20 protein-coding genes are annotated in these 18,184 nt (G+C 72.6%); 9 read left to right on the forward strand and 11 right to left on the reverse strand.

Annotation, left to right across the window (positions count from 1 at the left end):
• Window positions 1-158: 158 nt before the first annotated feature.
• The 5 genes from ACQPYE_RS09800 (at window position 159) to ACQPYE_RS09820 (ending at window position 5,692) form a co-directional block, all read left to right on the forward strand.
• A complete protein-coding gene (locus tag ACQPYE_RS09800) occupies window positions 159-356 on the forward strand; it encodes a DUF8847 domain-containing protein (protein ID WP_123743217.1) in 198 nt (65 codons plus the stop codon).
• 137 nt (window positions 357-493) lie between these two features.
• A complete protein-coding gene (locus ACQPYE_RS09805) occupies window positions 494-3,274 on the forward strand; it encodes a glycosyl hydrolase (protein WP_498720709.1) in 2,781 nt (926 codons plus the stop codon).
• Between the two features lie 40 nt (window positions 3,275-3,314).
• Window positions 3,315-4,247 carry a DUF1996 domain-containing protein gene (locus ACQPYE_RS09810; RefSeq protein WP_498720710.1) on the forward strand — a complete coding sequence of 311 codons (933 nt, stop codon included), beginning with the start codon at window positions 3,315-3,317 and terminating at the stop codon, window positions 4,245-4,247.
• 114 nt (window positions 4,248-4,361) lie between these two features.
• Window positions 4,362-4,964 carry a DUF2238 domain-containing protein gene (locus ACQPYE_RS09815; protein ID WP_498720711.1) on the forward strand — a complete coding sequence of 201 codons (603 nt, stop codon included), beginning with the start codon at window positions 4,362-4,364 and terminating at the stop codon, window positions 4,962-4,964.
• A 47-nt stretch (window positions 4,965-5,011) separates the two neighbouring features.
• Window positions 5,012-5,692, forward strand: coding sequence for a DUF6319 family protein (locus ACQPYE_RS09820; RefSeq protein ID WP_498720712.1), 681 nt, complete (start codon window positions 5,012-5,014; stop codon window positions 5,690-5,692).
• Window positions 5,693-6,675: 983 nt separating this feature from the next.
• Here ACQPYE_RS09820 and ACQPYE_RS09825 read toward each other — a convergent pair.
• Window positions 6,676-8,187 carry an alpha/beta fold hydrolase gene (locus ACQPYE_RS09825; RefSeq protein WP_498720713.1) on the reverse strand — a complete coding sequence of 504 codons (1,512 nt, stop codon included), beginning with the start codon at window positions 8,185-8,187 and terminating at the stop codon, window positions 6,676-6,678.
• 165 nt (window positions 8,188-8,352) lie between these two features.
• On the opposite strand from ACQPYE_RS09825, the gene ACQPYE_RS09830 reads away from it, so the two are divergent.
• A complete protein-coding gene (locus tag ACQPYE_RS09830) occupies window positions 8,353-9,240 on the forward strand; it encodes an EamA family transporter (RefSeq protein WP_498722873.1) in 888 nt (295 codons plus the stop codon).
• Window positions 9,241-9,280: 40 nt separating this feature from the next.
• Here the strand turns inward: ACQPYE_RS09830 and ACQPYE_RS09835 are convergent, their stop codons facing one another.
• The 9 genes from ACQPYE_RS09835 to ACQPYE_RS09875 are packed head-to-tail and all read right to left on the reverse strand — an operon-like array spanning window position 9,281 to window position 14,108.
• Window positions 9,281-9,751 (reverse strand): hypothetical protein, encoded by a 471-nt coding sequence (locus ACQPYE_RS09835; protein WP_498720715.1) that lies wholly within the window; start codon window positions 9,749-9,751, stop codon window positions 9,281-9,283.
• Window positions 9,752-9,778: 27 nt separating this feature from the next.
• Complete coding sequence (locus tag ACQPYE_RS09840; protein ID WP_498720716.1) at window positions 9,779-10,852, reverse strand: ATP-dependent DNA ligase; 1,074 nt, start codon at window positions 10,850-10,852, stop codon at window positions 9,779-9,781.
• The gene (locus tag ACQPYE_RS09845; RefSeq protein WP_498720718.1) at window positions 10,837-11,412 is read right to left on the reverse strand and encodes an alkaline shock response membrane anchor protein AmaP; all 576 of its coding nucleotides are present in this window, start codon (window positions 11,410-11,412) and stop codon (window positions 10,837-10,839) included. Before ACQPYE_RS09845 ends, ACQPYE_RS09840 begins: the two co-directional genes overlap by 16 nt.
• Complete coding sequence (locus ACQPYE_RS09850; protein ID WP_498720720.1) at window positions 11,409-12,101, reverse strand: DUF6286 domain-containing protein; 693 nt, start codon at window positions 12,099-12,101, stop codon at window positions 11,409-11,411. Before ACQPYE_RS09850 ends, ACQPYE_RS09845 begins: the two co-directional genes overlap by 4 nt.
• On the reverse strand, window positions 12,102-12,404 hold the full coding sequence (locus ACQPYE_RS09855) for an Asp23/Gls24 family envelope stress response protein (protein WP_498720722.1): 303 nt from the start codon (window positions 12,402-12,404) through the stop codon (window positions 12,102-12,104).
• The gene (locus tag ACQPYE_RS09860) at window positions 12,401-12,577 is read right to left on the reverse strand and encodes a hypothetical protein (RefSeq protein WP_123743207.1); all 177 of its coding nucleotides are present in this window, start codon (window positions 12,575-12,577) and stop codon (window positions 12,401-12,403) included. Before ACQPYE_RS09860 ends, ACQPYE_RS09855 begins: the two co-directional genes overlap by 4 nt.
• Entirely contained in the window at window positions 12,574-12,828 is a 255-nt protein-coding gene (locus ACQPYE_RS09865; protein ID WP_498720723.1) for a hypothetical protein, read from the reverse strand. Before ACQPYE_RS09865 ends, ACQPYE_RS09860 begins: the two co-directional genes overlap by 4 nt.
• A 5-nt stretch (window positions 12,829-12,833) precedes the next feature.
• On the reverse strand, window positions 12,834-13,280 hold the full coding sequence (locus tag ACQPYE_RS09870) for an Asp23/Gls24 family envelope stress response protein (RefSeq protein ID WP_498720725.1): 447 nt from the start codon (window positions 13,278-13,280) through the stop codon (window positions 12,834-12,836).
• Between the two features lie 54 nt (window positions 13,281-13,334).
• Entirely contained in the window at window positions 13,335-14,108 is a 774-nt protein-coding gene (locus tag ACQPYE_RS09875) for a pyrimidine reductase family protein (RefSeq protein WP_498722874.1), read from the reverse strand.
• 39 nt (window positions 14,109-14,147) lie between these two features.
• Between ACQPYE_RS09875 and zapE the strand changes: the two genes are divergently transcribed.
• From zapE to ACQPYE_RS09890, 3 genes are all read left to right on the forward strand, one after another.
• Window positions 14,148-15,158 carry a cell division protein ZapE gene (zapE, locus tag ACQPYE_RS09880; RefSeq protein WP_498720727.1) on the forward strand — a complete coding sequence of 337 codons (1,011 nt, stop codon included), beginning with the start codon at window positions 14,148-14,150 and terminating at the stop codon, window positions 15,156-15,158.
• A gap of 67 nt (window positions 15,159-15,225) precedes the next feature.
• Complete coding sequence (locus ACQPYE_RS09885; protein ID WP_498720728.1) at window positions 15,226-15,468, forward strand: DUF3040 domain-containing protein; 243 nt, start codon at window positions 15,226-15,228, stop codon at window positions 15,466-15,468.
• A gap of 188 nt (window positions 15,469-15,656) precedes the next feature.
• Window positions 15,657-17,294, forward strand: a complete 1,638-nt coding sequence (locus ACQPYE_RS09890) for an ABC-F family ATP-binding cassette domain-containing protein (protein WP_498720730.1) — start codon at window positions 15,657-15,659, stop codon at window positions 17,292-17,294.
• Window positions 17,295-17,445: 151 nt separating this feature from the next.
• On the opposite strand, the gene ACQPYE_RS09895 is transcribed toward ACQPYE_RS09890, so the two are convergent.
• Window positions 17,446-18,183 (reverse strand): histidine phosphatase family protein, encoded by a 738-nt coding sequence (locus ACQPYE_RS09895; RefSeq protein ID WP_498720731.1) that lies wholly within the window; start codon window positions 18,181-18,183, stop codon window positions 17,446-17,448.
• Window position 18,184: the final 1 nt, after the last annotated feature.

Raw genomic sequence — 18,184 nt, forward strand, 5'->3', positions numbered from 1 at the left:
CCTGATGGACGACGTTTGACGGGGTGGCCGAGCGCTGGTCCGGCGCCCGACCTTCCGCCAACCGGCTGTTTCCGACAGCGGTTCAGCCGCGATCCGACTGGTCCTCTCGTACCATGGGGGGCAACGCCGGAGAACGCCGGAGAAGGGGAGGCAGGCCGATGACGCAGGCGTACGTGGTGCGGTTCGTCGGCGGTCCCCTCGACGGCCGGGTCGACTCGCACGCCAAGCCGCCCGAGTCCCCGAAGCAGACGGTCACCCACGTCCACCTGCACGGCGGCCCGAAGATCGTGCACCACTACGACCTCCAGTACGCCGTCGAGTACGGCTGCGAGTACCGCCTCCGCGTCGAGGACTAGCCGCCGCCGGCCACGCGAGCCGGGCTCTTGACAGAGTCAGAAGCGGCCAACCGTAGACACGCGCCTCACCTGCGGTTTACCGTTTGACTTGCGTGAGAGCGCTCTCACAAAGCTGTGAGTCCCTGCTGGAGGTCCCTGTGCGTTCAATCCGCCCCCACCTGGCGGCCCTCGCGGTCGCCGTGGCCGCGGCTGCCGCGATCCCCCTCGCCCTACCCGGAACGGCCAACGCCGTCACGGTGGGCGCGGGCAGCTACGCCACCACCCGCCCGGCGGGCGCGGTCGGCCCGTCCGACGCCAACGGCGCGCCCCTGACGCCGAAGGTCACCGCCCGGATGGCCGGCCGGCCGGTCCCGACCAACGACTGGTGGTCGTCGCTGGCCTTCCAGCGCTACCCCGGCAACCCCTACTCCGAGAACATGTACGCCCACCCGCTGACGTTCCACGCGGCGGCGCAGGGCCTCGGCGTCGGCTACCCGACCAGCCCGAACATCACCCCCGACGGCCGGTTCTACGAGTTCATGCACCAAGACGACCTGTTCGTCGGCGTCAGCGGCCTCACCGCGCCGCGCACCCAGGTCGACGGCTGGTCCGACTGGACCGTGAGTCCTCTGTGGACCGACGGGACGCGCACCCTGCGCACGACCATCGGCCACGGCTCGCCGTACGTGTACGCGGAAGCCACCGGCGGCACGGCCAGGGTCGGGTTCAACGGCGCCACCACGATCTGGAGCAACACCGGCACCACCCTCGGCGTCACGATCAACGGCCGCGACTACGCGCTGTTCTCGCCGAGCAACTGGAACGTCGTCGGCACCGCCGAGGCCACCTCGTCGGCAGCCTTCTTCTCCGTGGCCGTCCTGCCGAGCCGCGACGCGCTGTCCCTGTTCCAGCGCTACGCGTTCTCCTTCGTCACCGACACCAAGGTCAACTGGACCTACAACTCGGCGAACGCCCAGCTCACCGCCACCTACACGGCCACGACCACGGCACGCCAGGGCACCCAGACCGGCACCCTCCAGGCCCTCTACCGGCACCAGTGGCTCAACTCCACCGACACCCTCACCGCCTACCGCTACACCTCGCCGCGCGGTGAGATGAGGGTGCGCGAGGGCTCGTCGTTCACGACCCGCAGCACGTTCAACGGCGTCCTGCCCGCGCTACCCCTGTCCTCGGCAGCCGACAAGAACCGCCTGCGCTCGGAGATCGACCAGGAGCTCAACGCCGCCGACCCGTGGAAGGGCGCGGGCGACACCTACTGGACCGGCAAGGCGTTGTGGCGCCTGGCGGCACTGGCCCGGGTGGCCAACCAGATCGGCTACGCCGAGGGCCGCGACCGGCTGCTGGGCCTGGTCCGCGACCGGCTCTCCGACTGGCTCACCGCGACGCCCGGCGAGGCGGGCAACCACTTCGCCTACGACGCCACGTGGGGCACGCTGATCGGCTACAAGGCGTCCTACGGCACCGACGCCGAGCTGAACGACCACCACTTCCACTACGGCTACTACGTGCTGGCCGCGGCGATCCTGGCGCAGCACGACCCGGGCTGGGCGGCGGACTCCCGCTACGGCGGCATGGTCAAGCTGCTGGTCAAGGACGCCAACAACTTCGACCGCGGCGAGACGCGCTTCCCGTTCCTGCGCAACTTCGACGCCTACGCGGGCCACGGCTGGGCGTCCGGCCACGCCGGCTTCGCCCACGGCAACAACGAGGAGTCCTCGTCCGAGGGCATGATGTTCGCCACCGCCGCCGTGCTGTTCGGCCAGGCCACCGGTGACACGGCGCTGCGCGACGCGGGCATCTACCTGCACACCACGCAGGAGAGCACGATCGCCCAGTACTGGTTCGACAAGGACGACGCGGTGTTCCCGGCGGCCTTCCAGCACGGCACGGTCGGCATGGTGTGGGGCGCGGGCGCCAGCTACAGCACGTGGTGGACGGCCAACCCGGAGGAGATCCACGGCATCAACATGCTGCCGATCACCGGCGGCTCGCTCTACCACGCCGACTACAAGGCCGACATCCTCCAGAACGTCGCCGAGCTGCGCGCCAACAACGGCGGCACCGAGGTCGAGTGGAAGGACGTCATCACCCAGTTCCTGGCGCTCGCCGACCCGGCGCAGGCGCTGGCGAACTACGGGTCCGGCCTGCCGCCGGAGGACGGCGACTCGCGGGCGCACGCCTACCACTGGATCACGTCCCTCAACACCTACGGCACGCCCGACACGTCCGTCACCGCGAACGTGCCGACGCACGCCGTGCTGAGCAAGAACGGCGCCCGCACGTACGTGGCCTACAACCCGGGCACGACGACGGCCACGGTGACGTTCTCCGACGGGCAGACCCTGTCCGTGCCCGCGTCGTCCACCGCGTGGCGCGGACCGGCCGGCAGCGGCGTGGACTCCGGTTCGGGTGGCGTGAACCCGACGTCGACGACCACCACCACGTCCACGACGACGACCACCACGACCACCACGACGACGACCACCACGACCGTTCCGCCGACCAGCCGGGACGCCTTCGCCACCATCCAGGCCGAGTCCTACGACGAGCACAAGGGCGTGTTCAAGGAGACGACCACCGACACCGGCGGCGGCCAGAACATCGCCGGCCTCGCGAACGGCGAGTGGGCGCTCTTCCGGGGCGTCGACTTCGGCTCCCGCACCGGCCGGCAGTTCGTCGCCAGGGTCGCCAGCGGCGCGGCGGGTGGCGTGAGCGGCCTGGTCGAGATCCGCGTCGGCAGCCCGACCGCCGCACCGCTCGGCAGCTTCGCCATCGCCAACACCGGCGGCTGGCAGAGCTGGCGCACCGTGCCCGCCAACACCACCGGCCTGACCGGCAAGCACGACGTCTACCTCACCTTCGCCAGCGGTCAGCCCGCCGACTTCGTCAACGTCAACTGGATCACGTTCGGCTCCTAGACCTGCCGCCGCATCCCGCTCCACTTACGGAGGAGATCGGATGAACGCGAGATTGAGAGGTGTCATCGGCGCCGCGTCCGTCGCGCTGGCACTGGCCCTGATCGGGTCGGTGGTCGCTTACCAGCCGGCGGGCGCGGGGCCCGTCAACCACGACAGCCACCCGGCCGCACCGGACGCGCGCCAGGCCGCGGCCATCGAGGGCCAGGCCGGCATCCAGGCCGCCTCGGAGTTCCGCGCCAACTGCCGCGCGAGCCACCGGTCCGGCAACGACCCGATCATCTACCCCAACCAGACCGGCGTGTCGCACGTGCACGAGTTCTTCGGCAACCGGTCGACCAACGCGTCGTCCACGTACACGTCGCTCAAAGCGGCGGGCACCACGTGCGACCCGGTGGTCGACCTGTCCGCCTACTGGGTGCCCACGCTCTACAAGAACGGGCAGCCGGTCGCGCCGGAGAGCGTCACCGTGTACTACCAGGGCATCCACGACATGCAACGCGCCGTCGCGTACCCGCCGGACCTGAGGTACGTCGTCGGCAACGCCCGGGCGACCAGCCCCGACCAGAACCCGTCCGCGCGGTGGTCGTGCACCACGCAGTCGCCGTCGAGCCGGGACTTCATGAACTGCCCGGCCGGCACCAAGCTGGAGACGTACCTGGACTTCCCGACCTGCTGGAACGGCCGGGACCTCGACAGCGCCAACCACAAGGACCACATCGTGTTCTGGAACGGGTCGTGCCCGTCCACGCACAACGTGGTCCTGCCGAGGCTGGAGTTCCTGATCACCTACCCGGTCAACGGCGGCGGGCTGTCGCTGGGCGGGACGGTGAACGGGGTGAACGTGACCACCGCGCCGGGGTACACCTTCCACGGTGACTTCATGAACGCGTGGGACCAGCCGGAACTGGAACGACGGGTGCGGAACTGCGTGAACGCGGGTCGCATCTGCGGCACGAACGGCAACCCGATCTAGGGACGCGCGGGCGGCGGGGGCTCGTCCTCCGCCGCCCGTCCTCACTATCAGTCCCCGTCGCTCGTCCACTGTGGACTGGCGCGCGGTGTGGCCCGGTGGTGGCAGGATCGGCGGATGCAGCCAAGGGACCGCCTGCCGGTCACCCTCGCGGTACTCGTCGTGGTGGCGGTCGCGGTGTCGGCCATCCGGCCCAAGGACTACGTCACGTGGCTGCTGGAGGTCGCGCCGATCCTCGTCGCGCTGCCCCTGCTGGCGTGGACCCGCCGCCGGTTCCCGCTGACGCCGCTCGCGTACTGGCTGATCTTCGGGCACGCGCTGGTGCTCGCGCTCGGCGGCCACTACACGTACGCCGAGGTGCCCTTCGGCGATCTGTGGACCGACCGCAACCACTACGACCGGTTCGCCCACTTCGTGCAGGGCTTCGTGCCCGCGGTGCTGGTCCGGGAGATCTTGTTGCGCCGGACGCCGCTGCGGCCGGGCCGGTGGACGTTCTTCCTCGTGTCGGCGACGTGCCTGGCGGTGAGCGCGGGTTACGAGTTCGTGGAGTGGGCGGGCGCGGTGGTCGGCGGTGAGTCGGCGACGGACTTCCTTGGCACGCAAGGCGATGTGTGGGACACGCACTGGGACATGCTCCTCGCGCTCGTCGGTTCGGTGGTCGCGCAGTGGTCGCTGGGACGTGCGCACGACCGGCAGCTCGCGGGATTGTCGGTGGCGTAGGGCAAGCTGCACCCCGACAGATCTTGTGCAAGTCGTGGAGGTAGGCGATGGCGAAGGCGAAGCAGAGCTCGTTGTCCGAGCAGGACATCGACCACCTGCGCGCGGAGTTGGCCGCGGGCCGACCGCCCGCGGTCTGGTTCACCTCCGCCGCGGTCGGGGTGGAGGCCGGGCGGTCGGCGAAGGTGGTGGCGTTCACCGAACCCGCCGAGGGGGATTTCATCCAGGTGCGGCCGACGGGGGAGAAGGACGAGCTGTCGTTCTCGCCCGCCGAGCTGACCGTGGAGAAGCCGGCTCCGCGCAAGCGTGCCCCGGCGCCCGCCGAGACCCCGGTTCCGGCTCCTGCCCCGGTCGAGCACATCTACACGCCCGCGCCGGCTCCACCGAAGCCGAGACCCGCGCCGGCGCCGGCCGCACCGCCCGCTCCGGCCGCGGAACGCCGACCGGCGGCGCGCAAGCAGGCGAAGCCGGCGGAGGTGACGGTGACGCTCACCTCGACCGTCGACGGCGAGTGGACGGTCGACGTGCAGTGGGGCACGAAGCGCACGCTGAAGGCCGCGCCGGTGGCCGCGTCGGCGGTGTCGCAGGTGTCGAAGCTGCTACCCGCGGAGGTCGACGAGGCGGTCGAGAGCGTCCTGAGCGCGGCCCGCGAACGCCACCTCGCCCGGGTCGAGCAGCTGCGGGCGGAGCTGGAGGCGGCCCAACGGGCGCTGGACGAGCTGAACGGCTGACCCGTCAGTAACCAGGTCTGACCGATCAGAACCAGGTCGCCAACCGGTCAGAGGGGGCGGGCCGCCCACCGGCCAGGGGCCAGGTCTCCGGCTGGGCGGGAGCAGGCCGGCCGCAGGGTGCTGACCAGGAGAGAACACGTATTGCAACGTATTGATGATTGGCGTTCCGCGATCGGGTGAGGGTACTTCCCCTGGCCGGCGGTAGGGGCGGACGGTGGGGTCGAAATACCTTCGGTCGCACGAAGTCCCTCGACGCCGCGGAGGCACAAGATGGTTGTTGAGATCACGACAGCAGAGCAGGCCCAACTCGGCAGCTGCGGCTGCTGCACCGGCTGCACGGGCCCCGGCTGCGGGTGTTGCTCAACCTGCTAACTCCCGCACCACCAAGCAGGACCGCACCACCAACCCCCCGACCCCGGCCGCCCCAGCGCGCCGGGGCTCGGGCTGACGGAGTTCCCCGGCCGCCGGAACTTCGCACCAAGTTCCGGCCGCCGCCCAAGTCTCAGCCGCCGCTCAACTCCCCGCTGCCGCTCAACTCCCGCCCACCACCCGAGTCTCAGCCGTCGCTCAAGTCCTGGCTGCCACCCGAGTTCCAGCCGCAGCCATGCTTCCGCTGCCCGGCACTCCGCAACCGCCAGGTCGCCCGCCCGTGTCTCGCAGCCGACCGAATCTTGCTACGCGCACCGGCTCCGGCACGGTGGCGCTTGAGCCTGCGTGGGTCCGTGGTTAGCGGATCATGCCGTTCAGCAGGTCCTGCGTGGCACGCCCGGCTTTCGTGTGGGCTCGTGTGGTGGCGGTCGGGGGTGGTTTCGGCGGGTCCGCTGGTTTTCAACCGAGGTACGGGAACAGTGTTTCCGTACATTTTTGGGCCAAGATCACCCGATTGTGTTCAGTTGTGGCGTGGGCTCCGCGGGTTGGACGGGGTGGCCCGGCGGCAGGCTAGCGCGCTTGGCGCAGGTGCGCTGGACGCGCCACGGCCCAGGTCACGGTGGGCAGACGGTGCCGCTGGACGGCACCTTCGCGTTCACCAAGAACTCCTCCGCCGCCCTCGTCGCGCACGCCGACTGGCCGAGTGCTCCGTGCCCACCGCCCTGCCACCCCACCACGACCCCGGCCGGCAGTGCCTGTGCCGCACGCTCCCCGCCCTCGCGCGGCGTGATGGGGTCGGCGGCCGTGGTCAGCACGAGCATCGGCGGCGCACCCACGAGCTTCGGTACCTTCACCGCCTGGGGCACCGGGAACGGGCCGCAGGCCAGCAGCGTGCGGGCGTAGTAGGCGCCGAACAGGGGATGCTTGGTGCGCCAGTCCGCCGTCAAACCGGCCACCCGTTCGGGTGGCACGCGGTTCGTCGTGTCGTTACAAGCAGTGATGATCCCGGCGTCGATGCGCGGAGGGTCCTCGTCCTGCTCCAGCAGCAGCGGCTCGATGAACGCGCCCAGCTTGGCGCCGTCGCCACCCTCCGCCGCCACGATCGCCTCGGCCAGCGCGCCCCACCGCGACCGGTCCGCCAAGCCCGCCAGCACGGCCTCCGTGGCGGTCCCGGGCGTGAGGTCGAAGTCACCACCGCGCAACGGCTTGTCCCGCAACGCGTCCAGCAACGCCTCGTACCGGTCCGTCGCACCCGCGCCCAGCGGGCACCCGCGGACCACGCAGTCCTTCTGGAACGCCGAGAACGTCTCGTCCGCCGCCACCGCCCGGGTCTGCGCCACGGCCGTCGCGTCCAACGTCGGGTCCGGCGCCCCGTCGAACACCATCCGCCCGATCCGGTCGGGGAACCGCGACGCGTACAACGTCAGCACCCGCGAACCCTCACCGAAGCCGACGGCGTTGAGGTGCGGCACGCCCATCGCCTCGCGCAGCTGCTCCAGGTCGGCCGACGCGCGCCACGAGTCCACCGCGGGCAACCGGTTCTCCATGTCGAGCACGCACTCGCGACTCGCCAACGTGTACGCGTCGACCAGGTCCTCGTTCGTCTCCGCGCCCGGGTCGGCCTCCACGATCCCGACCCGCGCCGCGTCCGGCACGCACTGCACGGGGTCCGACTCGCCGGTGCCCCGCCGGTCGACGCCGATCAGCGTGAACGTGCTCAGCACCGTCGCGGGCAGGCTCGCCGCCAGCCGCGCCGCCTTCAACGTCCCGGGCTCGCCACCCGCCTCGCCGACCACCACCAGCGGACTGCCGCCCGTGCCCACGCGCAGCAGCGACAGGCCGAGGTTGCCCCGCCCGGGACGGCTCGGCACGTCCAGCCGCACGGTGAGCTGGGAGCACTCGTACTCCCAGGGGCCTGCCGGCGCCGAAGCGCCCATCCGGGCACGAGCCGAGTCCGTGCACGACGACCAGGACAATCCGGGCGTCTCGTAGCTCTCCAGCGGCGGGACCTCACGGGGGCCGGACGGGACGGTGGCGGACGACGGCTGCTCGCCGTCGCCGTGCACGGCGATCACCGGCCGGGTCGACGGACCCGCGCTGCACGCGGCCAGCGCGCTCAGAGCCACCAAGATCGAAGCGGCGTGACGCCGACGCGGCACAGCGGTCCCCTCGCTCTCTCCCACGGCGTTGGTCTCCCGATGGGTTCGTGCAGAGCCTCACACAGTCCAGGTGAGACTTCGGTGAGCGGGCTGGGGGAGGATGTCGGCGTGGTCACCGTGCACGTCGAAGGCATCCCCGAACGCAAGCTCGACCGCTCGGGGCCGGTCACGATCGCCGCCAAGGCGTTCGGCGCGATACCACCGCCCGCCCTCGTGCTGTTGGGCGTGGTCAGCGTGCAGGTCGGCGCCGCCGTGGCCAAGCAGCTGTTCACCATGGCCGGCGCGGCGGGCACGGTGACGCTGCGGCTCGTGCTGGCCGCCGTCATCCTGCTGCTGGTGTGGCGGCCGTCGCTGCGGCTGGACCGCCGGACGTACGCGGTGGTCCTCGGCTACGGGCTGGTGCTCGGCGCGATGAACCTGAGCTTCTACCAGGCGATCAAGCACATCCCGCTCGGCGCGGCGGTGACCATCGAGTTCCTCGGCCCGCTGGCGGTGGCCGTCATCGGCTCGCGGCGCTGGTTGGACGGCGTGTGGGCGCTGCTCGCGGCGGCCGGCGTGCTGCTGCTGACCAGGGTCGACGGCGGCTTGGCGCTGCCCGGCGTGCTGTTCGCGGCGGGCGCCGGCGCGTGCTGGGCCGGTTACATCCTGTTGACCGCGGCGCTGGGCAGCCGCACGTCCGACGGCAAGGGCCTGGCGCTGGCGATGGTGGTCGGTGCGGCCGTGGCGCTGCCGTTCGGCGTGGCCGAGGCGGGCGCGGCGCTGCTCGACCCGGTGGTGCTCATCGCGGGCGGCGCGGTGGCGCTGCTGTCGTCGGTGATCCCGTACTCGTTGGAGCTGGAGGCGTTGCGCAAGATCCCGCCGCGCGTGTTCGGCATCCTGATGAGCCTGGAGCCGGCGGTCGCGGCGCTGGCCGGGTTGGTCCTGCTGCACGAGGCGCTGCACCCGGCGCAGTGGGTCGCGGTGTTCTGCGTGGTGCTGGCGTCGGTCGGCGCGACCCGGACCGCCAAACCGGACGTGTGAGCAGGCTCGTGCGAGCGGGTTCGGGTGAGCGGCGCCGGCTTCAGGACCGGGACTTGGGCGGCGGATCGGACGGCGGTTCCTCGACGCTGAGCCGCCCGTCGACCAGTTCGCCGCCGCGCTCCTCGAAGATCGTCGCGTAGGCCGCCGCGTACCTGCGGTAGACGGCCAGCAGCTCGCCCTCCACGGTGCCGGCCACGTCGGCGCGGAACTCGTCGCGCAGCCGCCGCACGGTGTTCACGGCGCTGCGCCGCTTCAAGCTGTGCAGGTAGGGCCGGAACGTGACGTTCAGCCCGCCCACCACCGCCGCCATGAGCAGCAGCACCTTGCCCAGCGCCGTTTCCGACGAGGTGAAGCCCACCGCGAGCACGGCGGGCACGAAGATCAGCACCACGGTGTAGGACAGCCCGGTCGTGCGGTGCACGACCCGCCACATCGACAACCGGCGGCAGTCGTGCCGCATGCGATCGTCCAACTCCCGGATGAGCGCGTCCACGTCAGCGACTTCGGCCACAGCTCACCACGGTACTCACCCGAGCCGTCACGCGGGGCGAACTTCGCCTCGCAGCACGGATTCCACGTCGTAGCGCGCGGGCTGGTCGAGCTGGTCGTAGCCGCACGACGCCGGTTCGCGGTCGGGCCGCCAGCGCCGGAACTGGCCGTTGTGCCGCAGCCGGGCGGGCGCGCCGCCCTCGGTCTGCGAGTACGCGATCTCCAGCACGCGTTCCGGCCGCAACGGCACCCAGTCGGCGTGCTTGCCGCGCCACCGGTTGATCTCGCCGGGCAGCCGGCGGCCGTCGGGCTCCACCAGCCACGGGTGGTCACCCGTGGTGATCAGGTCCTTGAACTCCTCGGCCAGCGCCCGGCGCTCGGCCGCCTTGAACGAGCCCACGACGCCGACGTGGTGCAGGATGCCCGCGTCGTCGTGCAGGCCCAGCAGCAGGGAGCCGACCGCCGTGCCCGGGTCGGTGTCCTTGTGCCAGCGCAGCCCGGCCACCACGCACTCGGCGGTGCGGGCGTGCTTGACCTTGATCATGGAGCGCTTGCCCGGCGTGTACTCGCCGTCGGCGGGCTTGCCCATGACGCCGTCCAGGCCCGCGCCCTCGAACAGGTCGAACCACTGCGCCGCCAGGTCGCCGTCGGTGGTCGCGGGGGTGAGGTAGAGGCCGTCGCCGGGCGTGATCAGGCCCTCCAACGTGGACCGGCGCTCCGTGCACGGCCGCTCCAGCAGCAGCTCGTCGCCCAGGGCCAGCACGTCGAACGCCACGAAGCTCGCCGGCGTCTGCTCCGCCAGCAGCCGCACGCGGCTCTCCGCCGGGTGGATCCGCTCGGACAGCGCGTCGAAGTCCAGCTTGTCGTCCTTGGCCACGACGAGCTCGCCGTCGACCACGATCCGCTGCGGCAGGGTGCGCCGCAGCGCGGCCTCCACCTCCGGGAAGTACCGGTTGAGCGGCTTGCCGCTGCGCGACTGGAGGAACACCTCGTCGCCGTCGCGGAAGACCAGGCAGCGGTAGCCGTCCCACTTGGGCTCGAACACGAGGTCCGCGCCGGTCGGGATCTTGTCCACCGAGGTCGCCAGCATCGGCTGCACGGGAGGGGTCAACGGGAGCGCCACCCGATCATCCTGCCGGGTGAACCGGCCCGATGCACGCGTTGGCGCTCCCTCTTGGCCAGATCGAGCCGCACGGCGGTCGGGAGGACCTCCACGCCGAGCGCGGCCCGCGCCCGCGACAGCACCCGACCGTCCAGCTCCCGCCACACCCGGTTCACGTCCGCGCCGTGGCGCAGGGTCAGCCGCAGCCGCAGCGCGGGCCTGCCCACCACGGACACCTTCGCGCCGTCCACGCCGTGCACCTGCTCGGCGTCCGCGCGCACCGCCGCCGCCAGCGCCTTGGCCGTGACGACCACGTCGTCCAGCAGCAGGTCCGGGTGCCGTTCGGGGCGGATCGCGCGCCACGCCCACCGCAGCCCGAGGACCAGGGCCAGCAGGCCGAGCGCGATCAGCCCCAGTCGGACGGGCAGCAGGTGCCGCCGGGCCCAGTCGAGCACGACCGGGTCCAGCACCGGCCGGTCGACGTCGAAGCGGTGCAGCACGACGGCCGCGCCGCCGACCAGCAGGGCGAGCACGCCCAGCACCGCGGCCATCACGCGCTCGGTGCGGTTGGAGCGGTTCACGGTCGGTCCTCCGGCGGGGCGGCGGGGTCCTTCGGCAGGGGAACTCCGTCCTTCGGCGAGGGAGCGCTCTCGTCGGGCGTGGCGGCGGGGTCCTTCGGCGAGGCGGCGCGGTCGTCCGGCGTGGTGACCAAGGCGTCCGGCGAGGGAGCGCGGTCGTCGGGTGTTGCGGTGGGGTTTCCCGGCGGGATGGCGCGGTCCTTCGGCGAGATGACGACGACCGACACCTTCGGCCGCACGGACAGCGGCAGGTCGTCCACCGCGGACCGGGCCACCTCCAGCAGCCTCGGCCGCAACGACGCCTCGTCGTGCAGGCGGCTGGTCGCCCGGACCCGCACCCTGCGCCGCGACGCGGTGACCGACACGTCCGCCACGCCGTCCTCCGCCCGCACCCGGTGCCCGACCACGCGGGCCAGCGACATCGGCGTGGTCGCCACCCGCACGCCGTCGGCCGGATCGTCCAGCGGCACCAGCGGCACCCCCGCCCGTGACGCCACGACCAGCAGGAACAGCCCACCGACAACCACGCAGGCGCCGATCACGAGGACCGGCCGGTCCACCCAGGACCAGTCCGGCCACGTCGGCCACCCCCGCCCGGACCAGTGCCGGGCGACCGCGACGACCAGCAGGGCGCCGGCGGCGGCCAACGCCGACCCGAGCAACGGCGACAGCACCCGCAGCAGGACCCGCACCTACACCACCCTCGACCGGGTCTCGGCGAGCAGCGCGGACACCGTCACGGCCACCGACCGGACCCGGTAGCCGGTGATCCGCTCGACCTCCTCGGTGACGTGCCGCCGCACGTCCGCGGCGGCTGTGCGCACGGGCGACGGGTAGCGCAACGCCAGCTTCACCCCGAGCTCCAGCTCGTCGCCGACCTCGCCGACCTTGACCGCCGCGCTCGGCTCCGCGCCGGGCACGAGCCGGACGGCGTGCGCCGCCACCTTCCGCACCACGGTCGGGTGAATTTCGAGCGAGCCCCGCGCCTCGGTCACTTGTCGCGGCCCCGGCCGAGCAGGTCGCCGAGGTCGAGCTCGCCGTCGAGGACCCGGCCCACGACCAGGCCGATCACGCCGACCGCCAGGGTCACCAGGAAGGCGGTGAACCCGCTGGTCGCCGCCAAGCCGAGGACCAGCCCCGAGAGCAGGCCCGTCTGCGTCGCGCTCATCGGCCCTCCCACTCCAGGTCGGCCACGACCACGTCCACCGGCGCGTCGCCGGCCACCCGCGTCACGCGCGCCCGCAGCTCCGGCACCACCTCGCCGATCGGCCGGCCGGTCCGCAGCACCACCGCCACCTCCACCCGCGTGCCGACCCGGACGCCGAGCACGCGCCGTCCCGGCAGGTAGGAGGCGAACGCGCCGTCCAGCCGCGCCACCTCGGGGTGGGCCAGCAACGCCGCCTCGACGTCCTCCGCCACGTGCGTCACTCGACCCGCGAGCCCGTCGGCCCGGGTTCCTCGTTCTCGTCGGGCAGGTGGATGTCGTTGACCGCGATGTTGACCTCGATGACCTCCAGGCCGGTGGTCCGCTCCACCGAGCCGATCACGTTGCGCCGCACGGCCCGCGCCAGGTCGACGATGCTCACGCCGTACTCGACCACGATGTCCAGGTCGACCGCGGCCTGCTTCTCGCCGACCTCGACCGCGACGCCGGCGGTGTCCGCGGTGCCCGCGCCCGGGATCCGCTCGCGCAGGGCGCCGAACGCCCGCGACACGCCGCCGCCCAGCGCGTGCACGCCGGAGATCTCCCGCGCCGCGATGCCCGCGACCTTCTGCACGACCGACGACGCGATCGTGGTCCTGCCCTGCTCGGTGTCCTCGGCCGGCCGGGAGGTGCCGACCTCCGGCTTGGCGGCGGTGCTCTGCGCCACGGCGGATCCTCTCCGAATCGGTGCGTGCACGTTCGGATGCGGACCGTATCGGGATCAGGGCGAGGATGTGCCCGACGTCACCGGATCAGGGGTCACCTTGCGGTACCGCAGGAGGAGGGCGCCGTCCTGGTGCAGCACCGACGCCAGCTCCATCGACCGGGGCGCCGGCGGCAGCGGCCCGTTCGAGATCCGACCGGCGTCGCCGCTCGCGAGCAGCGGCGAGAACGTCACGCACAGCACGTCGACCAGGTCCGCGTCGATCAGCGCGCCGAACACCTTCGGCCCGCCCTCGCAGTCGACCCGGAGCAACCCGCGCTCGCGCAACGCCGCCAGCGCCAGGTCCATGACCACGGTCTCCTCGCCGGCGACGACCACGTCCGCGCCCGCCGCCGCCAGCGCGTCACGCCGGTCCCGGGGCGCGGCCCGCGTGGTGAGGATGATCGGCGGCACGACCGTGCCGGTCACCAGCGCGGACGTCGGCTCGACCGAGCACCGCCCGGTCACCACGGCGATCGGCGGCACGGGCGCGAGACCCAGCCTGGCCCGCCGGGTCGCGCGCACCTCGCCCGCCTTCACGCCCTGGTAGCCCTCGACCAGGGCCGTGCCCGCGCCGACGAGCACCACGTCGCACAGGTCGCGGCCGAGCATGAACACCCGGCGGTCGGCGTCGTTGCCCAGCCCGCCGGACCGCCCGGCCACCGAGACCGCACCGTCCACGCTGGACACGAAGTTCACCTGCACCCAGGGCCGGTCGAGCCCGTCGGGGTAGTCGTAGAGCCGTTCCAGGTCCTCGTCGGTGAGCTCGCCGTCACGTGGTGGCCACAACATCCGCACCGCCACATCCCAGCACGCCGTTACGATCCCGGCATGTCCGCCCCGCCGCGCCTGTCCGACCGCCTGCCCCACGTCGCCGCGGCCGAGCTGGTGGATGCGATGGTCCCACCGCCCCGCTTCGACGCGGTCCGCTTCGACACCTACCTGCCCAACCCGGACGAGCCGAGCCAGGCCGCGGCGGTCCGGGCGGGCCGCGAGTTCGCCGAACGCGTCTCCGAGGGCGGCGACCGGGGCGTGCTGGGCCGGCTGTTCAAGCGGTCGGGCGCCGACGACGCCAAGCCCGGTCTCTACCTCGACGGCGGGTTCGGCGTCGGCAAGACCCACCTGCTGGCGTCGGTGTGGCACGCCGTGCCCGGTCCCAAGGCCTACGGCACGTTCGTCGAGCTGACCAACCTCGTCGGCGCGCTGGGCTTCGCCGAGACGGTGCGCCGCCTGTCGTCGCACAAGCTCCTCGCGATCGACGAGTTCGAGCTGGACGACCCGGGCGACACGATGCTGGTCACCCGCCTGATCAAGGAGCTGACGGCGGCGGGCGTGTCGGTCGCGGCCACGTCGAACACGCTGCCGGACAAGCTGGGCGAGGGCCGGTTCGCCGCCGCCGACTTCCTGCGCGAGATCCAGTCGATGTCGGCGAAGTTCACCGTGGTCCGGGTCGACGGCCCCGACTACCGCCACCGCGGCCTGCCCGACGCGCCGCCGCCGATGGCCGACGAGGACCTCGTGGCCAAGTCCCGGAGCACGCCCGGCAGCACGTTGGACGACTTCGCCGACCTGTGCGGCGCGCTGGCCCGGATCCACCCGTCGAGCTACGGCCGGCTGGTGGACGGGGTGACCGCGGTGCACCTGCGCCACGTCCGGCCCGCGCCAGACCAGGCGGTGGCGCTGCGGCTCGTGGCGCTCGGCGACCGGCTCTACGACCGGGACATCCCGGTGGCGGTGTCCGGGGAGCCCCTCTCGGAGCTGTTCACCGCCGAGATGCTGCGTGGCGGCTACCGCAAGAAGTACCTGCGGGCGGTATCGCGGCTGGTGGCCCTCTCACGGTGATCTTGGCTGCTAAACCCCCGTTCAGGGGTGGTTTTGCGGTGGGGGCGCCGGGTATCCACCGGCGGTGATGAGCGAAGCGGAACGCCGCACCCTCAGTGAGATCGAGACCAGACTCGCGGACGAGGAGCCGGGCCTCGCCTCGGCGCTCGTCGCCGGGAAACCCCGGCACCCCGTGCTCAGCTACGCCCTCGTCGCCACGTTCGGTGGTCTGGGCGTGCTGCTGCTGGTCCTCGGGGCGTTCGGCCCCGCCCTGGCGTCGCTGGGATTCGGCGCGCTCCTGATGCTGATGCGCGGCTACAGCTGGCGGTGAGCCGGGACCGCCCGCGGTGACGCGCGGGGGTTCCGCACGAGCGGGCCGGCGCCCTTCCAGCCGCAGCGAGCTCATCGCCACCACTGCGCCCAGCCATGCCGTGAGGCTCGACCCCCGGACTCCCCGTGAGAGGGAGTCGCGTCACACTTCGCGGATCCGGCCTAATCCGCTGGCCATCCGCGGCGGCGATGCCCGACCATGCGCGGGTGGGATTCCTGGACGCCAACGGCCTCGCCTTCCGACTGCCCGACGGACGCGAGCTGTTCCGCGACGTGTCGTTCAAGGTCGGCACGAACAGCGTGGTCGCCCTGGTCGGCGCGAACGGCGTCGGCAAGACGACGCTGCTGAGAATCCTGTCGAACGAGCTGACGCCCACCGCGGGCAGCGTCCGCGTGCAGGGCGGCCTCGGCGTGATGCCGCAGTTCGTCGGCTCGGTCCGCGACGAGAGCACCGTCCGCGACCTGCTGCTGGCCGCGTCCCCCGCGCCGCTGCGCGTCGCCGCCCGGGCGCTGGACGAGGTCGAGCTCCAGCTCATGGAGACCGACGACGAGCCGACCCAGATGCGCTACGCCGACGCGATCACCGCGTGGGGCGAGGTCGGCGGCTACGACGCCGAGGTGCTGTGGGACACGGTCACCGTCGCCGCGCTCGGCGTGCCGTTCGACCGGGCCCGGTTCCGCGAGGTCCGCACGCTGTCCGGCGGCGAGCAGAAGCGGCTGGTGCTCGAAGCGCTGCTGCGCGGCCCGGAGCAGGTGCTGCTGCTGGACGAGCCGGACAACTACCTCGACGTGCCGGGCAAGCGGTGGCTGGAGGACCGGCTGCGCGAGACCGGCAAGGCCGTGCTGCTGGTCAGCCACGACCGGGAGCTGCTCGACATCGCCGCGACGCACGTCGTCACGGTGGAGGCGCACTCGGCGTGGACGCACCCGGGCTCGTTCGGCACCTGGCACGCCGCCCGCGCGGCCCGCATCGACCGCCTCGCCGAGCTGCACCGCCGGTGGAACGAGGAGCACGACCACCTCAAGGAGCTCGTCCGCACGCTCCAGATCCAGGCCAGGATCAGCGAGGTGATGGCGGCGAAGTACCGGGTCATGCGGGCCAAGCTGGAGAAGTTCGAGGAAGCGGGCCCGCCGCCGGAGCTGCCGACGGACGAGAAGGTGACGCCCCGCCTGCGCGGCGGTCGCACGGGCGTGCGGGCGATCACCGTGGAGAACCTCGAACTGACCGGGCTGATGAAGCCGTTCGACGTCGAGGTCTTCTTCGAGGACCGGGTGGCCGTGCTCGGGTCGAACGGTTCGGGCAAGAGCCACTTCCTGCGGCTGCTCGGCGGCGGCGACGTCGCGCACACGGGCGTGTGCCGCCTCGGTGCGCGGGTGGTGCCGGGCCTGTTCGCGCAGACCCACCAGCACCCCGAGTGGATCGGCCGCACGCTGGTCGACGTCCTGTGGCACGGCGAGGGCGGTCGCAAGGGGCTCGACCGGGGCGCGGCGATGGCCGTGCTGAGCCGCTACGGCCTCGGCAAGCAGGGCGACCAGCGGTTCGAGACGCTGTCCGGCGGTCAGCAGGCGCGGTTCCAGGTGCTGTTGCTGGAGCTGTCCGGCGCCACGCTGCTGCTGCTGGACGAGCCGACCGACAACCTCGACCTGAACTCGGCCGAGGCGTTGCAGGACGCGCTGGAGGGCTTCACCGGCACCGTCGTCGCGGTCACCCACGACCGCTGGTTCGCCCGCGGCTTCGACCGGTTCCTGCTGTTCCGGTCCGACGGCGAGGTGGTCGAGGTGGACGAGCCGGTGTGGGACGAGACGCGGGTCAAGCGCGCCCGGTAACCCGCTCCAGGCTGCCGGACGTGGCTTTCCGCCCGCCGGTCCGCGCACCCCGGCGGCGGTCGCGGCGCCGGCGGCGAACGCGCTGATCGTGCTCACCGCCGCCCCTGGTCGTCGCGGCCACGGCGCACCTGGTCGTGCGGGTGTTCCGGGTCTAGCGGGCGCTCGGCTCGGGCGTGCGGGTCGTCGGGTCCGCGGACTCCGTCGGCTCGACGCCCCGCTCGACCAGGTGATCGGTCTCGAACTCCCGCTCCAGCACCCACAGCCCCTCTTCGCGCCGCCACGACGTCAGCGAGGCGTTGGGCACCGCGGTGTTGCGCGCGAACGCGGTGAGGTCGGGCTCGGGCAGGCACTCCAGCAGGTAGCGCAGCAGGAACGCCTGAAGCTCGTGCCCGAACAGCAGCACGCGCTTCCCGTCGAGGTCGCGCAGCAGCGACCGCAGGCGCAACGCCACGTCCGCCCACGACTCGCCGCCCGGCGGCCGGTGGTAGAACTTGCCGAGCCGCCGCTCGCGCGCCCGTTCCTCCGGGTACCGCTCCGCCACGCCGTGGCTGGTCAGCAGGTCCAGCACGCCCAGTTCACGGTCGCGCAGCCGTTCGTCGACGCGCGTGCGCGGGTGGTGCTCGCCCAGCGTGAGCCGCGCCGTGTGGATGGCCCGCCGGTACGGCGAGCACACCACCAGGTCCGGCCACTGCTCGCGCGGCAGCGCGTCGAACCACCGGCCCAGCGCCCGGCCCTGCCGCTCGCCCCGGTCCGACAGCGGCACGTCCGCGTCGCGCTCGGGGATGTCGATGACCTCGTCACCGGCCGACTCCGCGACCTCGCGCGCCGCGTTGCCGGTGCTCTCGCCGTGCCGGATCAGCCCGATCCAGTCCGCCCCAAGGGAGTCCACC

The sequence above is a fragment of the Actinosynnema sp. CA-299493 genome (assembly GCF_050946825.1).
Taxonomy (GTDB): Bacteria; Actinomycetota; Actinomycetes; order Mycobacteriales; family Pseudonocardiaceae; genus Actinosynnema.

Bases quoted from the DNA above. Each gene is read 5' to 3' on its own strand.
- ACQPYE_RS09800 (WP_123743217.1), top strand. From the start codon at position 159: ATGACGCAGGCGTACGTGGTGCGGTTCGTCGGCGGTCCCCTCGACGGC.
- ACQPYE_RS09860 (WP_123743207.1), bottom strand. From the start codon at position 12,577: ATGAGCGCGACGCAGACGGGCCTGCTCTCGGGGCTGGTCCTCGGCTTG.
- zapE (WP_498720727.1), top strand. From the start codon at position 14,148: ATGTCCGCCCCGCCGCGCCTGTCCGACCGCCTGCCCCACGTCGCCGCG.
- ACQPYE_RS09820 (WP_498720712.1), top strand. From the start codon at position 5,012: ATGGCGAAGGCGAAGCAGAGCTCGTTGTCCGAGCAGGACATCGACCAC.
- ACQPYE_RS09810 (WP_498720710.1), top strand. From the start codon at position 3,315: ATGAACGCGAGATTGAGAGGTGTCATCGGCGCCGCGTCCGTCGCGCTG.
- ACQPYE_RS09885 (WP_498720728.1), top strand. From the start codon at position 15,226: ATGAGCGAAGCGGAACGCCGCACCCTCAGTGAGATCGAGACCAGACTC.
- ACQPYE_RS09890 (WP_498720730.1), top strand. From the start codon at position 15,657: ATGCCCGACCATGCGCGGGTGGGATTCCTGGACGCCAACGGCCTCGCC.
- ACQPYE_RS09815 (WP_498720711.1), top strand. From the start codon at position 4,362: ATGCAGCCAAGGGACCGCCTGCCGGTCACCCTCGCGGTACTCGTCGTG.
- ACQPYE_RS09875 (WP_498722874.1), bottom strand. From the start codon at position 14,108: ATGTTGTGGCCACCACGTGACGGCGAGCTCACCGACGAGGACCTGGAA.